This window comes from Streptomyces sp. 4N509B (assembly GCF_052245655.1).
Classification (GTDB): Bacteria; Actinomycetota; Actinomycetes; order Streptomycetales; family Streptomycetaceae; genus Streptomyces.
Genome location: NZ_JBQQBZ010000027.1, coordinates 99,044 through 114,196, shown reverse-complemented (window position 1 = coordinate 114,196; position 15,153 = coordinate 99,044). Strand labels below are relative to the sequence as shown.

The following is a 15,153-nucleotide window of genomic DNA, read 5'->3' as shown; positions in this document are numbered from 1 at the left end:
GGAAACGATGGAAGGACACGCGGCATGAACCCTCACGAGGACGGTCCCAAGCGTGAGGTGCCCGGCACCCTCGTCAAGGTCCTCACCCACCGTCGCCACGACCGCGGCATGCGGCTCGCGGAGTTCACCAGCCGCTGCGTGCGCCGCGGCGAGGTCCACGAGCTGGTCACCACCGACCAGGCGGGCCAGCCGCCGGGCGCGCGCATCGACCGGGTCGGCTTCCTCGGCTTCGCCGAGATCGGCGGCGCCGGCGTCATCGACCGCGGCGACGAGGTGTGGGTGGGCGACCACCGCGTCGGCACCGTGCTCGGCTTCGACTCCTGCCACTTCCCGAACCACTACAACGTCCTCATCGCCGTCGAACGCCTGCTGACGGGCCCCGAACTCGACCTCAAGCCCGAGGCCGAGCTCACCTTCCGCCAGGGGCAGCCCCAGCCTCAGCCCCAGCCACGGCCGGCCACCACGGAGCGGAGGCCGGCGTGACGACCCTCCTCGCCTCCCTCACCGGACCGGCCCAGCTGCGGGGCCTCGACGACGGGCAGCTCGACGCCCTCGCCGCCGAGATCCGCACCCTCCTCGTCGACCGCGTCTCCCTCAACGGCGGCCACCTCGGTCCCAACCTCGGCGTCGTCGAACTGACCATCGCCCTCCACCGCGTGTTCGACTCCCCCCGCGACGCCGTCGTCTGGGACACCGGCCACCAGGCGTACGTCCACAAGCTGCTGACCGGCCGCGTCGCCGACTTCGCGACGCTGCGCACCCGCGGCGGCATGTCGGGCTACCCCTCCCGGGAGGAGTCCGAGCACGACCTCGTGGAGAACTCCCACGCCTCCACCGCCCTGTCCTACGCCGACGGCCTGGCCCGCGCCCGCGCGCTGCGCGGCGAGCCGGGGCACGTCGTCGCCGTCATCGGCGACGGCGCGCTCACCGGGGGCATGACGTGGGAGGCGATCAACAACATCGCCGCCGCGCCCGAGCGCCCCCTCGTCGTCGTCCTCAACGACAACGGCCGCTCCTACGCCCCCACCGTCGGCGGCCTCGCCGACCACCTCGCCGCCCTGCGCGCCTCCCGCCGCTACGAGGAGTTCCTCGACCGCGCCAAGCACACCCTCCAGGGCCTGCCGGCCGTCGGCGACACCGTCTACCGCGCCCTGCACGGCGCGAAGAAGGGCCTGAAGGACTTCCTCACCCCCCAGGCCATCTACGAGGATCTGGGCCTGAAGTACCTCGGGCCGGTCGACGGCCACGACCGCGCCGCCGTCGAGCTCGCGCTCGCCCGCGCCCGCGACTTCGGCGGCACCGTCGTCGTGCACTGCCTCACCGTCAAGGGCCGCGGCCACGGCCCGGCCGAGCAGGACACCCGCGACCACTTCCACGCCGTCCGCGCCTCCGCACCCGCGGGCGCCGCCCGCCCGGCCCCCGCCGGCGGCGACGCGGCGGCGCGGGGGCGCCGCCTCGCCTGGACCCAGGCGTTCAGCGAGGAACTGCTCGCCCTGGCCCGCGAGCGGCCCGACCTCGTCGCGCTCACCGCCGCGATGCTCGAACCCACCGGCCTCCAGCAGCTCCACCAGGAGCTGCCCGACCAGGTCGTGGACGTCGGCATCGCCGAACAGCACGCCGTGACCTCCGCCGCCGGCATGGCCATGGCCGGGCTCCACCCGGTCGTCTGCGTCTACGCCACCTTCCTCAACCGCGCCTTCGACCAGGTCCTCATGGACGTGGCCCTGCACCGCCTGCCCGTCACGTTCGTGCTCGACCGCGCCGGCATCACCGGCGACGACGGCCCCTCCCACCACGGCATGTGGGACCTGGCGGCCTTCCGCCTGGTGCCCGGCCTGCGCATCGCCGCCCCCCGCGACCGCGCGACGCTGCGGCGCCAGCTGCGCCAGGCCCTCGCCACCACGGACGGGCCCACCCTGCTGCGCTTCCCCAAGGGCGACCTCGGCCCCGAACTCCCCGCCGAGGAGCGCCTCGACGAGGCGGGCTCGGACGCGTCGGTGGACGTGCTGGCCCGCACCGGGGAGGACGTCCTGCTCGTCGCGTTCGGCGCGATGGCCGGCCCGTGCGTCGAGGCGGCGGCGCTGCTGAACGAGACCGGCGTCGGCGTCACCGTCGTGGACCCGGGCTGGGTCGCGCCGGTCTCGCCCGCGCTGACGGGGCTGGCCGCCCGGTTCGAGACCGTCGTCACGGTCGAGGACGGCCTGCGGTCCGGCGGCGTCGGGGAGGCCACGGCCGTGGCGCTGCGCGACGCCGGGGTCGTGCCGCCGAGCCTGGCGGTGCTCGGCGTGCCCGCCGCGTTCCTCCCGCACGGCAGCCGCGCGGAGCTGCTTCAGGAGTGCGGGCTGACCGCCCACCAGATAGCCGCCCGTGTCCGGGAGGTGGCCGCGCTGCCGACGCCCGGACTGCCGCTCGGCGCGCGCGCCACGCTGACGCGCTGACCGCGCCCTCGTTGACCGTGCCCGCCGACCGTGCCCGCCGACCGATTCCGTGGACCGATTCCGCTGACCGTCTCCGACGAGCCCGCCCGTGCCGGCTGTCATGCCGACCCGTTGAGTTGAAAGGAGCCGTGTGATGACCACGACGCCCGTGTCGCTCGGCATCCCGGCCGTCCCCGTCCGGCTCGCCGAGCGCCGGACCTCCCGAAGGATCCGCGTCGGCTCGGTCGAGGTCGGTGGTGGGGCGCCGGTCTCGGTGCAGTCGATGACGACGACCGTGACCGCGGACGTGAACGCGACGCTCCAGCAGATCGCGGAGCTGACCGCGGCCGGCTGTGAGATCGTCCGGGTCGCCTGCCCCTCCCAGGACGACGCCGACGCGCTACCGCAGATCGCGCGGAAGTCGCAGATTCCGGTGATCGCCGACATTCACTTCCAGCCGAAGTACGTGTTCGCCGCGATCGACGCGGGGTGTGCGGCGGTGCGGGTGAACCCGGGGAACATCAAGAAGTTCGACGACAAGGTGCGGGAGATCGCCCGGGCCGCGGCGGCGGCCGGCACGCCGATCCGCATCGGCGTCAACGCCGGCTCGCTCGATCCCCGCCTGCTCGCGAAGCACGGCAGGGCCACGCCGGAGGCGTTGGTGGAGTCGGCGCTGTGGGAGTGCTCCCTGTTCGAGGAGCACGGCTTCACCGACCTGAAGATCTCCGTCAAGCACAACGACCCGGTGATCATGGTCAACGCCTACCGGCTGCTGGCGCAGCGCTGCGACTATCCCCTCCACCTCGGCGTCACCGAGGCCGGGCCCGCCTTCCAGGGCACGATCAAGTCGGCCGTCGCGTTCGGCGCGCTGCTGGCCGAGGGCATCGGCGACACCATCCGCGTCTCCCTCTCCGCCCCACCCGTGGAGGAGATCAAGGTCGGCATACAGATCCTCCAGTCGCTGGGCCTGCGCGAACGCCGCCTGGAGATCGTCTCCTGCCCCTCCTGTGGCCGCGCCCAGGTCGACGTCTACAAGCTCGCCGACGAGGTCACCGCCGGCCTCGACGGCCTGGAGGTCCCGCTGCGGGTGGCGGTGATGGGCTGTGTGGTCAACGGTCCGGGTGAGGCCCGGGAGGCGGACCTCGGGGTGGCCTCGGGCAACGGCAAGGGCCAGATCTTCGTGCGCGGCGAGGTCATCAAGACCGTCCCCGAGTCCCGCATCGTCGAGACCCTCATCGAGGAGGCCATGAAGCTCGCCGAGCAGATGGAGGGCGACGACACCGCCCCCACCGGCACACCCCAGGTCACCGTCGGCTGACCCCCGCGCCCCACCCGCGCCGCCCCTCTCTCCCCTCCCGTCTCACGCAGATCCCACCGAAGGGTTTCCCACACGATGACCTCCGCACCTCGCGCGATCGACCTCGCCCTCGACGTCGTCCCCTTCCCCGACGCCCCGGCCACCTGGCGGGTCGCGGCCACCCTGCACCTCCCCGCGGGCGACCCGCCCGACACCGTCCAGGTGCTGCTCTCGGGACTCACCTACGACCGCCGTTACTGGTCCGTCCCGGGCGAGGGCGACTACGTCCGCCACGCCGTCGGCGAGGGCCACGCCGTCCTCGCGCTGGACCGCCCCGGCACGGGCGCGAGCGAGCACCCGCCGGCCGAGCAGGTCACCGTCGACGCCAACGTGGCGGCCCTGCACCACGTGGTCACCGCCCTCCGGGAGGGGAAGGCGGCCACCGAGGTGCCGGCGTTTCCGCGGGTCGTCGCCGTCGGCCACTCCCTCGGCTCGGGCATAGCCATCCTGGAGGCCGCCCGCCACCACGACCTCGACGCCCTCGTCGTCACCTCGCTGCTCCACGCCTTCGGCCCCCTCTACCCGGAGGCCGCACCGGCGCTCCACCCGGCCGCCGCCGACCCCGTCCTCGGCTCCGCGGGGCTGCCCGAGGGATACCTCACGACACGGCCGGGGCTGCGCGCCCGCCTCTACGAGCACGCGGGCGGGGTGAGCCCGGAGCTCTCCGCGTACCACGAGGAGACGAAGTCCACCGTCACCCTCGGCGAGGGCGCGACGTTGGAGGCCATCTACCAGCCCGAGGCCGCCGCCGGCGTCGACGTCCCCGTGCTGCTGGTCGCCGGCCGGGAGGACCGGCTCTTCGGCGGCGGCGAGCTCTCCCTGGAGCGCCCCGAGGACGTCGTCGCCCACGAGCAGAAGATCTTCACCGGCGTGCCCGAACTGGAGGCCTTCACCCTGCCCGAGGCCGCCCACTCGCTCAACCTCCACCGCACCGCGCCGCGTTGGTACGCGGCGGCGCAGGCCTGGCTCGCCCGACGGCTGCCGCCCACCCGCCCCTGACCATCCGCACCCGCCCGCCCCCGACCGCCCGCCCCTGACCGCCGACCGCCGACCGCCGACCGCCGACCCGCATCCGACACCCCCGGACCTGACACCGCCGGACCTGACACCCCCGCGACGAACAGAAGGACGAGACGATGACCACAACCAGGGACAGTCATGCCGTGGTCCTGGGCGGCAGCCTCGCGGGGCTGTGCGCCGCCGCGGCCCTGGCACCCCACGTGGACCGGGTCACGCTGGTGGAGCGCGACGCCTTCCCCGACGAGCCGCGCTGGCGCCGCGGCGTCCCCCAGGCCCGCCACACCCACAACCTCATGCTCGGCGGCCAACGCGCGCTGGAGCAGCTCTTCCCGGGCCTGATGAGCGCCCTGCGGGAGCTCGGCATGGTCGAGGTCCGCATGCCGCAGGACATGCGCCTGCTCGTCCCCGGCGGATGGGTGGATCGTTTCTCCAGCCACCACGTGGTGCTCTCGGGCAGCCGCGACCTGCTCGACTGGGCCGTCCGCCGCGAGCTGCGCAAACGGCCGGGGGTGACCGTCCGGCAGGAGACCGAGGTGCTCGGCCTCGCCGCCCGCGACGGCGTGGTGACCGGCGTCAGGCTCCGCTCCCGCGCCACCGCCGACGCCACGGCGGCCACCGCCGCCACCACCGGCGCCGCGACCGCCACCGACGCGGCCCGCGCCGACACCACCGTCACCACCGACACCGTCGGCGCGGGGGGCGGCGCCGCCGGCGCCGGCTGGGGCGAGCCGTACACCCTGGAGGCGGACTTCGTCGTCGACGCCACGGGGCGCACCTCCCGCGCGCCGAACTGGCTGCGGGAGCTCGGCTACGAGGCGCCGAAGGAGGAGGTCGTCGACGCCGGCTGCGCCTACGCCTCCTGTGTCCTCGCCCCGCCGCCCACCCCCCGCGACTGGCGGTGCATGCTGCTCCAGTCCACGCCCGAGGAGCCGCGGTCGGGCATCATCAACCCCATCGAGCAGGGCCGTTGGATCGTCTCCGTCGCCGGCATGGGCGGCGAACGCCCCCCGCTGGACCACGCGGGATTCGTCGACTTCGCCAAGCGGCTGCGCAGCACCGAGCTGTACGAGGCGATCAGGGACGCCGAGCCCCTCGGCGAGGTCCACGGCTCCGGCCGCACCGAGAACCGCCGCCGCCGCTACGAACGGCTCCGCCGCTGGCCGGACCGCTTCCTGGTGATGGGTGACGCGGCCGGTGCCTTCAACCCCGCCTACGGGCAGGGCATCTCGGTCGCCGCCCTCAGCGCCCTGGAGCTGCGCGACGCCGTCGGCCGGGCCCCGACCCTCGCCGGACTCGCCGGCCCGATGCGTCGCCGCGTCGCCCGCCGCGTCGACCAGGCGTGGATGCTCTCGGGCAACGCCGACCTGGCCTACCCCGGCGCCGCCGAGGGCGACCGGCTGCCGCTGGCGGCGCGGCTCGGCAAGCGCTACACCGACCGGATGCTGAGGGTCGCGACCACCGACCACACCGTGGCGTCCGCGCTCTTCGACATGACCCACCTCATCGCCCCGCCCCAGGTCGTCCTCCGCCCCCGGGTGTTCGCCTCGGTGCTCCGCGGCCGGCAGCGCCCCTGACGGCCCACCGGTTCCACCGGTTCCACCGGTCCCGCTGTTCCCGGCACCCCCGGAACCCCGGCCCTCCCGACGTCCCGCCGTCCCCATCACCCCGACGCCCGACGCCCCGACGAAAGGAACACCGATGACCACGGTCGAGTCCCGCCGCATGGTCGAGATATACCGCAAGCGGGCCAAGCGGTACGACATGACCTCCAACCGCCTGTACCTCATAGGCCAGCGCACGATGGCCTACAAGAACCTGGCCATCAAGCAGCTCGCGCTCCGCCCCGGCGACACCGTCGTCGACGCCGGCTGCGGCACCGGCCACAACCTCCCGAAGCTCGCCGAGGCCGTGGGCCCCACCGGCCGGGTCGTCGGCGTGGACCTGACCGACGCCATGCTGGCGCAGGCCGAGGAACGGGTGGGCCGGCTGGGTCTGAAGAACGTCTCCCTCGTCCAGGCCGACCTGCTGAAGTACGACTACCCGGAGAAGACCAGCGCGATCATCGCCTGCTTCTCCCTCACCCTCATCAGCGAGCACCCCGCCATCATCGAGCGCGGGTACCAGTCCCTGCGGCCCGGCGGCCGGTGGGTGATCCTCGACTACCGGCTGCCGCGCTGGTGGCCGAAGGCCATGATCCCGATGCTCGGGCCGATGATCGCGCCGTTCGGCGGCGACACCAGCATGGTCCACCGCCAGCCGTGGAAGGCCGTCGAGGAGGGCGCGGCCCGGCACCGCATGCTCACCCGCTACGGCGGCTGGGTCTACGTCTCCGTCGGCGAGGCGCCGTAGGCCCGACCTCCGACCTCCGACCTCCGGCGTCCAGCCCCCGGTGTCCGGTGTCCGGTGTCCGGTGTCCGGTGTCCGTCGCCCGACGCCCGGGGTCTGATGCCCGGTGCTCCCCCGCGCGCCGCGTCACGCGGGCCAGTACAGCGTCTCGGCACGGGCGAAGTCGATCGTGACCGACTCGCCCTCGCCGCCCTCGTGGTCGTGGCGCACCTCGGCCCGCAGCCGGCCGCGCCCGGCGCCCGGCACGTACCCGGTCCAGGTGTGCACCACGTGGAGGTCGCCGCCGGCCTGGACGGGGGAGTGGCTGGGCATCGCCACGGTGCGTTCGAAGTCGCCGCTGCCGTCGTCCTTCTCGCGGTAGTTCGCGAGCCGCACCCGCAGCTCCGCGCCGCGCGGCAGGCCCGTGACCCGCAGGCCGAGGGAGGCGCTGTAGTGGCACGGCCCGTAGACGATGCCGGTCGGGTCGCTCTTCTCGGTCCAGTCGCCGTCCTCGTACCGGCGGCTGAAGCGGACGGTGGTCCAGGCCCTGGCCGGGACGGTCCTGGTCAGGCCCTGCGCGTCGTAGAGGTTGCGCCGGGGTCTCTCCTCCTCGTCCCCGGCCGCGTCGCCCGCCGCCCACGCCGCCATGTCGGAACGGCTGTCGAAGCGGGCGACGTTGGTGTCGATCGGGTCGTCGGTGTACTGGTGGATCAGCCACGGGTCCTTGATGCCCGGCTTGCCGGCGCCGACGCCGTAGTGCGCGATCCACAGCCCGTCGCCCGCGAACGACGAGGTGTCGTGGTTCAGCCAGAAGTTGGTGTTGCAGTAGAGCAGCACCTTCCGGCCGCCCGCCTTGTCCTTCAGGCGGCGTATGGCGCTGTCCTTCTCGTCGCTGGACACCCCCGACTCCTCCCAGTCCACGGCCAGGACCTCTCCCTCCCGCGCGCCCGCGTGGTCGAGGAAGTAGTCCATCTGGGCGGCTATGCCGCTGCCGGAGCTGAGGTAGTGGTAGTGGCCGACGACCCGGTTGTGGTCCCGCGCCCGCCTCACCTGCGCCGCGTGGCGCGGGTTGACGTAGCTGGTGCCCTCGGTCGCCTTCACGATCACGAAGTCGAAGCCGTCCAACGGATACGTCTCCGACTGGTAGCCGGAGACGTCGATGCCCTTGATGGTCATCGCACTTCCCTGTCTCGTCGCCGTCACGGGGGGTGGCGCCCCCTTCTCCTGTGTGTGCCCGGTGAGGGGCCCCGGCATGGCCCTCCCGCGCGGATCCGGCCGCGCGCGCGGGAACGCGCCGGCGCTGACGTCCCGTCAGGTGCTCGACGGGGCGGCGCGGCGTCCGCCGTCGTCCTCCCGGCGCGACCCGGGGGCGGAGGGCGGGGTGGGGGAGGGACACCGGAGGACGGGCGGTTGGCGGGGGGAGTGCCCGCCGCCTCGCGGGGGGCGAAGATCGCCGCGCGAAATCCGGAACTAGACTGCGGGCATAGGCCAGGGAAAAAGTCCACTCCCGTGACTCCCTGACTATTCCGCGCGGGGTGTCCGAACAGGTACCCCACTCGGTGGGTCGGTTTGTCGATGTCTTTATCGTGCCGTTTCGTATGCCTTGACCGACCCCCCGGACTGTGCCTAGCATCCGGGTACATGAAAACGGGGACAGGTACGCGACGGCATCATGCTCTGAGTCATTTTCTCCGCACCCGTCGGGCGCGTCTGTCGCCCGCCCAGGTCGGCCTGACCGAGTCGGCCGGAAAACGCCGTACCCCGGGGCTGCGGCGCGAGGAGGTCGCCGTTCTCGCGGGAATTGGCACCTCATGGTACAGCTGGCTTGAGCAGGGGCGTGACATCAATGTCTCGGCCCCCGTCGCGCGCGCTATCGGGCGGGCGCTGCGGCTCGACCCGAGCGAGCTCCGCTATTTCTACCAATTAGTTGGTGTCGGTGTCAGCGCGGCCGACGCCGACACCGACGCGGGGAGGGACCCGGTCGGCCACCGGGCGGGCATGGACGTGACACGCCTCGTGAACGGCTGGCTGCCGAGCCCGGCGCTCGTCCTCGACACGCTGTGGAACATCATCGAGCTCAACGAGGCGGCCAGGGCCGTGTTCGGCCTGGCCGGGGACGACAACCTGCTGGTCGGCCTCTTCACCAACGCCGTGCTGCGCGCCAGGTCCGCCGACCACGAGTGGCTCACCCGGGTCGCCGTCGCGGAGTTCCGCAGCGGCACCGTCGAGCACAGGGAGGACCCGGCCCTGCACGAGCTGGTCGAGGCGCTCTCCGCCCGCGACCGACGCTTCGCCGACCTGTGGCGCACCCACGAGATCATGCGTCCGGAGTTCGTGCCGACGGCCGTCGAACACCCCGAGGTCGGGCGGCTCGACTTCGAGTCCAGCATGTGGCAGCTCGGCGGGCTGACCCGCCTCCAGCTGCGCCTCTACACGCCGGCGCGGGGAAGCGCCACGCAGGCGGGCCTCGGTGCGCTCCTCCGTGGGAGCGCTCCCGCCACCGTGGCGACCTGAGGCCGGCCCGCCGCGACGACGGGCGTGGGCCCGGTGTTTCCCGTGCCGGTCCCACGCCGCGTCAGGCGCCACGGCGCCGGCTGATCGCGCAGGTCAGCCGCGCCGTGCAGATGCGCCTGCCCGCCTCGTCGGCGATCACGACCTCGTAGCTGGCGCTGGTGCGCCCCTCGTGCAACGGCCTCGCCACGCCCGTGACGAGGCCGGCGGCGATCCACCGGTGGTGCGTGCACGACAGGTCCAGGCCCACCGCCTGCCCGTCGGGGCCCGCGTGGACCAGCGCCGCGAGCGACCCGAGGGTCTCGGCGAACGCGGCGCTGGCGCCGCCGTGCAGGATGCCGACCGGCTGGCGGTTCCCCGCGACCGGCATGGTGCCGACCACGAACCCCGGGCGGCATTCGACGATTCTTATGCCGAGCTTCGCCGTCAGTTGTTCGTGCTGATAGCCGGCGTCCACGGCGCGGTGTGACGGAAGAGCGGTCAACGAGCACCCCTTTTCTCTCGCAGCCACAGCGTAGGGAGTTCGAAAACCTCCGAACCCGGAATGTGACCGACCTCACCATGGTGGTCCCAGTACCAGCCTCCGAGTGAGGTGACAAACAGACACAGGCGCGTTTCTCCGGTGCTTGCTAGATTCCTCGGCGAGGAACACGAACCGTCGCCCACAGGAGGTTATGACGGTGACCACCGTCGAACTCGCCAGCCGCACCGTTGACGATTTTCTAGGTCCCGGTGGAAAACGATTCTTCGCGACAGGCTACCGACGCGTAGAATATCACTTCGGAAAGGTCCGAATAAGCGTGGACGGCGAGGCGGCGGCCCGCGTTTCCACCACACTCACCCTGCACTACCCGAGCGACTGGTCGAAGAAGTCAGCCCGCGGCGCGATACCGCCGCACCTGAGCACGGTCGACGCCGTGGTGGTCGGCGCACAGCTCACGGAGCTGTGCCTCACCCAGACGTTCGGCCTGACCCCCCGCCAGCGCGCCAGGACCTGGCTGGCCGGCATCACCATCCGCGCCGGCTCCACGCCCGACGAGGCGCTCGACGACGTCGCGGTCACCGCCACGCTGCTCGGCTCCACGCCCGGCGGTGACGGGCTCACCCGCTCGGTCGTGGAGACCGTCGTCGGCCGCATGCGGGTCCGCTGCGAGGCGGTCCACGACAGCGCCCCCGCGCGGCCTGGCACCGTCCTCCTCGCCGGCCCCGACGACCTCCTCGGGCCCGCCGACTCCCGGTACTACGGGACGGGGTTCACCCGCGGCGCGCACCGCGTCGACGACCTGTCCGTAGACGCCGCCGGCATGCTGGCCACCGCCTCCGTCACGCTGCGGGCCAGCGGCGCGACGGCCGGCATCGAGGGCGCCCACCAGCCCCGCGCCACACCCGTCGACTGCTTCGTCACCGGCCTCCAGCTCGGTCAGGTGCTGCTCTACGAACTCGACGCGATGGGCCGCGGCACGAGCGACACCCTCTGGATGCGCTCCACCGCCATCGAGCTGCCCCGGCCCACGGGCCACGCCATGGTGCGGCTGCCGCTCGCGACGCGCCTGCGGCGGCCGGCGCTCGTGGAGATGAGGGGCGGGGTCTGGCGCACCGCGGACATCGTCGCCGAGCTCGGCGCGCTCCGCTTCACCTGCAACGTCACCCACCGGCTTCCCGGCTGACCGTCCGGCCGGCTGCCCGGCCGACCTCCCCGTCCGTCCGCTCCCTCCCCTTCCATCCCCTCCGTCCGCCCCACACCGTCGTCCGTCCCGTCGAAAGGTTCGCCATGAAGCTCGCCATCTCGGGCACCTACTCGTCCGGCAAGACCCTGACCTCCTACGCCCTGTCCCACTACGTCGACATCCCCCGCACCCGCGCCCGCACCATGCGCGAGCTGCTGCCGGTCGCCGTCCCCGGCAAGACGCTGGAGGAGTGCACCGCCGCCGAGCTGATCCAGCTGATCGTCCGCCGGCACACCGAGCGGCTGGTGCAGGAGAGCCACCTGTCGACCGGCTTCGTCTCGGACGGCTCCTCCCTCCAGGAGTGGATCTACGGCTCGGTGCGGGTCGTCGTGGGCATCAACCCGAACGACTCGGTCCACCTCGGCGCGCTGGAGACCGTCGAGCGCACGCCCCAGATGGTCTTCTTCGAGCAGGTCATGGAGCAGCTCGGCGTCGCCGTCAAGCACCACGTCAAGGAGACCTACGACGCCTTCGTCCACCTCCCCAACGAGCTGGAGCTGGCGAAGGACGGGCACCGCCCGGTGAACGAGCGCTTCCGCTCCATGGCGGACGAGGCCATCGCCGCCACCATCGACGAGCTCGACATCCCCCGCCACGTCATCGGCGGCACCCTCAGCGAGCGGCTCGACGGCATCGTCGACACCTTCGGCCTGACCCCCGTCACCGACGTCCGCACCGCCATCGAGCGGGCCCAGCGGGAGTACGCGGCCATCGACATGACGATCGAGTCCGACCGCGCCTGGGCCACGGCGACCGCCTCCTGACGGCCCCGACCCGACCCGCCGCGCCCCGGCACGACCCGACCCCGCCACGACCCCGACCCGACCCGCAGCACACCCACCAGACAAGGCCCGACAGGGAGGAGGCCGAACCATGGAAATGACCGTCAGTTCACGGTTCGTCGAAATGTTCGCTGAAAAGGCCGGAATACCGGCGGAGAGACTCGACCTCGACGCCACCTTCGAGGATCTCGGAATGGACTCCCTGCACCTCATGGAGATCGCCCTGTGGGTGCAGAAGGAGTTCGACGTCACGATCCCCGAAGGCGACCTGGAACACGACCAGACCGCCCGCGAGGCGCTGGACTACCTGACGGGCAGGGTGCGACGCGCATGAGCACGGACGAAGCCGCCCAGCCCGCCGGCGCGACCGGCGGCGACGACCCCGAGGTGCTGATCGTCGGCGCCGGACCCGTGGGCATGGTGCTCGCCTGCGAGCTCCTCCAGCAGGGCGTCCGCATCCGGCTGATCGACCAGGAGAACCGGGCCGAGGACACCGACCCGCACTCCCGCGGCATCCTCGTGTGGCCCCGCAGCCTGGAGATCCTGCGCCGCGTCGGCGTCGCCGAGCGCCTCGCGGCCCTCGGCCACCAGTCGCCCCACGTCAACTACTACTCCGAGCACAAGCTGCGCGGCGCCGCCCGCCTCGACCGCCACCCCGACTCGCCCTACCCGTTCGTGCTGACGCTGCCGCAGCGCGACACCGAGCGGGTGCTGCGCGAGCGGGTCGCCGAGCTCGGCGGCCGGATCGAGCACGGCGTGAGCCTCGTCGACCTGGACAACGCCGGGCCCCGCCCGCGCGCCACGCTCCGCCACGCCGACGGCGTCACCGAGGAGGTGAGCTGCGAGTACCTCGTCGGCGTCGACGGACCGTCGAGCAGGGTGCGCTCCCACCTGGGCATCCGCTTCGACGGCGACCCCATCGACGTCACCTACGCCATCGGCGACGCCCCCGTCGTCGGCGACCTCCCCGCCGAGGCCCAGTACTACTACCACCGCACCGGCGTCGTCGCGCTCGTGCCGCTGCGCAACGGGCACTACCGCATCGCCGCGAACATCCCCCACCGGGGCGAGGACGAGCCGGACCCGCCGGCCACGATGCTGGAGGAGATCATCAGGGGACGGGCCGGGCTGGACGTCACCGTCGGCGAGCCCGACTGGACCCGCTCCTTCCGCCCCCGGATGGGCCTGGCCGAGCGGTACCGCGTCGGCCGCTGCCTCATCGCGGGCGACGCGGCCCACGTCATCAGCCCGGCCGGCGGCCAGGGCATGAACGTCGGCCTCCAGGACGCCGTCAACCTCGGCTGGAAGCTCGGCGGCGTGCTCCGTGGCCGCCTCGACGCCGCCATCCTCGACACCTACGAGCCCGAGCGCTCCGTCGCGGCGGAACGGATGTCGCGCACCTCCGCCGCCCAGGCCCGCTTCGCGCTCCAGCGCACCACCTGGGGCATCCTGCGGCGCGACACCGTCTTCCGCGCGGCCCGCCTCCTCGGCGTCCTCCAGCGGATCCTCGTGCCGCTGCTGAGCCAGACCGACGTGCACTACGGCGACCACGACAGCACGCCCATCATGCTGCGCGACCGCAACCGGCGCCGCCTCGAACCGGGCCGGCGCGTGCCGCTCTTCGCCGGCCCCGACCTGCCCGACGGCACCCCCGCGCTCGACCTCCACCGGTACACGGTGGTGTGCTGGCCGGGCCGGCGCGCCCCGCGCGGCTGGGGCGACACCGTCGCCCGGCACCGCGGTCGGCTCGCGGAGAGCGCGGCCGTGGTGGACCTCGCCGGCCTTCCCCGGCCGGCGGCGGCCAAGCTGCGCCGGGCCTTCGGGCGCCGGCCCGTGGTCGGCGTGGTGCGCCCCGACGGCCACCTGGCCTTCCTCACCACCGACCTGAGCGGCGGCCCGGTCGCCGACCACCTGCGCGGCACGGCGCCGCGCGCCACCGCGGTGGGCGAGCCCGTCGCGGTGGGGTGAACCCCGCGTCCGGCAGCCCGCCATCCGCGTCCAGAACCCCGTACCCAGAACCCCGTAGCCAGGACCCCGACCGAACGGAGAACCGCCCATGAGCACGTCCCTGACCACCCCGCCCACGGCGTCCACGGCGTCCACGGCGTCCGCCCAGGACCTCGTCACGGCGTTCTTCGAGCGCTTCGGCTCCGGCGACGCCGAGGGCGTGCTGGCACTCTTCGCCGACGAGGTGGACTTCGAGATCGCCGGCGCGGACACCGTGCCGTGGACCGGCCGGCGCACCACCAGGGCCGGCGTGGCCGCGTTCCTGAGGGAGGCCGGCGCGGTCGAGCCGCAGGAGTTCGTCGTCGAGCGGGTGCTGGCGGACGGCGACACCGGCGTGGCGCTGGGCCGCTTCCGCCACCGGGTCCGGAGCACCGGCAAGGAGTTCGCCAGCCGCTTCGCCCTGCACCTCACCGTCGAGGGCGGACTGATCCGGCGTTACCACATGTTCGAGGACAGCCACGCGATCGCGGAGGCCTTCCGCGCCTGACGGCGGCGGCCCGGCGCACGCCGCGACGGCCGACGGCCCGGCAGGCGGCCCCGGCCGGCGGCGTGCGCTACGCCGTCTCCTCCAGGGCGTCGACCACAGCGGCGCCGTGGTTCTCCGCCCAGGCGGTCAGCGCGTCGATGGCCGGCAGCAACGTCCGCCCGAGGTCGGTGAGCTCGTACTCCACGCGCCGGGGCACCTCGGCGTACTCGTGGCGCCGCAGCATGCCGTACCGCTCCAGCCGCCGCAGCGTCTGGGTGAGCACCTTGGAGCTGATGCCGCCGATGAGGTCGCGTAACTCGCCGTGGCGCCACGGCCGCGAGCCCAGGGCGTGCAGCACCACCATGCTCCACTTGTCCGCGATCACCTCAAGCGTCAGCCGCGCCGGGCAGTCCGCGAGAAACACGTCACCTGGCCGGTCGAAGCGCACGACGAACTCCCAGGGCTCGTAGGTACCACATGGTTCGTACGGGAGTTCTTAGCGTAGTGGCAGCCACTGTCGGTGAACCACTCGTCTCTCCCT

The 15,153-nt window shown here is 73.2% G+C and carries 15 protein-coding genes; 12 read left to right on the top strand and 3 right to left on the bottom strand.

Going from position 1 to position 15,153, the window contains the following annotated elements:
- Window positions 1-24 precede the first annotated feature (24 nt).
- The 6 genes from ACTWP5_RS22940 (at window position 25) to ACTWP5_RS22915 (ending at window position 7,143) form a co-directional block, all read left to right on the top strand.
- The gene (locus tag ACTWP5_RS22940) at window positions 25-483 is read left to right on the top strand and encodes a DUF6917 domain-containing protein (protein WP_443222953.1); all 459 of its coding nucleotides are present in this window, start codon (window positions 25-27) and stop codon (window positions 481-483) included.
- The gene (gene dxs / locus ACTWP5_RS22935) at window positions 480-2,438 is read left to right on the top strand and encodes a 1-deoxy-D-xylulose-5-phosphate synthase (RefSeq protein ID WP_443222952.1); all 1,959 of its coding nucleotides are present in this window, start codon (window positions 480-482) and stop codon (window positions 2,436-2,438) included. Before ACTWP5_RS22940 ends, dxs begins: the two co-directional genes overlap by 4 nt.
- Before the next feature lie 133 nt (window positions 2,439-2,571).
- Window positions 2,572-3,735, top strand: a complete 1,164-nt coding sequence (gene ispG, locus ACTWP5_RS22930) for a flavodoxin-dependent (E)-4-hydroxy-3-methylbut-2-enyl-diphosphate synthase (protein WP_443222951.1) — start codon at window positions 2,572-2,574, stop codon at window positions 3,733-3,735.
- 75 nt (window positions 3,736-3,810) lie between these two features.
- A complete protein-coding gene (locus ACTWP5_RS22925) occupies window positions 3,811-4,773 on the top strand; it encodes an alpha/beta hydrolase (protein ID WP_443222950.1) in 963 nt (320 codons plus the stop codon).
- Between the two features lie 137 nt (window positions 4,774-4,910).
- Complete coding sequence (locus ACTWP5_RS22920) at window positions 4,911-6,368, top strand: NAD(P)/FAD-dependent oxidoreductase (RefSeq protein WP_443222949.1); 1,458 nt, start codon at window positions 4,911-4,913, stop codon at window positions 6,366-6,368.
- Window positions 6,369-6,492: 124 nt separating this feature from the next.
- On the top strand, window positions 6,493-7,143 hold the full coding sequence (locus ACTWP5_RS22915) for a class I SAM-dependent methyltransferase (RefSeq protein ID WP_443222948.1): 651 nt from the start codon (window positions 6,493-6,495) through the stop codon (window positions 7,141-7,143).
- 123 nt (window positions 7,144-7,266) lie between these two features.
- Here the strand turns inward: ACTWP5_RS22915 and ACTWP5_RS22910 are convergent, their stop codons facing one another.
- The gene (locus tag ACTWP5_RS22910; protein WP_443222947.1) at window positions 7,267-8,295 is read right to left on the bottom strand and encodes a glycoside hydrolase family 25 protein; all 1,029 of its coding nucleotides are present in this window, start codon (window positions 8,293-8,295) and stop codon (window positions 7,267-7,269) included.
- A 465-nt stretch (window positions 8,296-8,760) separates the two neighbouring features.
- Here ACTWP5_RS22910 and ACTWP5_RS22905 point away from each other — a divergent pair, with 465 nt between their 5' ends.
- Window positions 8,761-9,633, top strand: coding sequence for a helix-turn-helix transcriptional regulator (locus ACTWP5_RS22905; RefSeq protein WP_443222946.1), 873 nt, complete (start codon window positions 8,761-8,763; stop codon window positions 9,631-9,633).
- Between the two features lie 61 nt (window positions 9,634-9,694).
- On the opposite strand, the gene ACTWP5_RS22900 is transcribed toward ACTWP5_RS22905, so the two are convergent.
- Window positions 9,695-10,114, bottom strand: a complete 420-nt coding sequence (locus ACTWP5_RS22900; RefSeq protein WP_443222945.1) for a hotdog fold thioesterase — start codon at window positions 10,112-10,114, stop codon at window positions 9,695-9,697.
- Between the two features lie 190 nt (window positions 10,115-10,304).
- Here ACTWP5_RS22900 and ACTWP5_RS22895 point away from each other — a divergent pair, with 190 nt between their 5' ends.
- The 5 genes from ACTWP5_RS22895 (at window position 10,305) to ACTWP5_RS22875 (ending at window position 14,633) form a co-directional block, all read left to right on the top strand.
- The gene (locus ACTWP5_RS22895) at window positions 10,305-11,297 is read left to right on the top strand and encodes an AvrD family protein (protein WP_443222944.1); all 993 of its coding nucleotides are present in this window, start codon (window positions 10,305-10,307) and stop codon (window positions 11,295-11,297) included.
- A 104-nt stretch (window positions 11,298-11,401) separates the two neighbouring features.
- Window positions 11,402-12,121: an AAA family ATPase gene (locus ACTWP5_RS22890; RefSeq protein WP_443222943.1), complete on the top strand. Its 720-nt coding sequence runs from the start codon at window positions 11,402-11,404 to the stop codon at window positions 12,119-12,121.
- A gap of 109 nt (window positions 12,122-12,230) precedes the next feature.
- The gene (locus tag ACTWP5_RS22885; protein WP_443222942.1) at window positions 12,231-12,473 is read left to right on the top strand and encodes an acyl carrier protein; all 243 of its coding nucleotides are present in this window, start codon (window positions 12,231-12,233) and stop codon (window positions 12,471-12,473) included.
- Window positions 12,470-14,107, top strand: coding sequence for an FAD-dependent monooxygenase (locus tag ACTWP5_RS22880; protein ID WP_443222941.1), 1,638 nt, complete (start codon window positions 12,470-12,472; stop codon window positions 14,105-14,107). The genes ACTWP5_RS22885 and ACTWP5_RS22880 overlap by 4 nt, the downstream gene beginning before the upstream one ends.
- Before the next feature lie 88 nt (window positions 14,108-14,195).
- Window positions 14,196-14,633 (top strand): nuclear transport factor 2 family protein, encoded by a 438-nt coding sequence (locus ACTWP5_RS22875; protein ID WP_443222940.1) that lies wholly within the window; start codon window positions 14,196-14,198, stop codon window positions 14,631-14,633.
- A 67-nt stretch (window positions 14,634-14,700) separates the two neighbouring features.
- Here ACTWP5_RS22875 and ACTWP5_RS22870 read toward each other — a convergent pair whose 3' ends face one another.
- Complete coding sequence (locus tag ACTWP5_RS22870) at window positions 14,701-15,060, bottom strand: winged helix-turn-helix transcriptional regulator (RefSeq protein ID WP_443222939.1); 360 nt, start codon at window positions 15,058-15,060, stop codon at window positions 14,701-14,703.
- Between the last annotated feature and the right edge of the window lie 93 nt (window positions 15,061-15,153).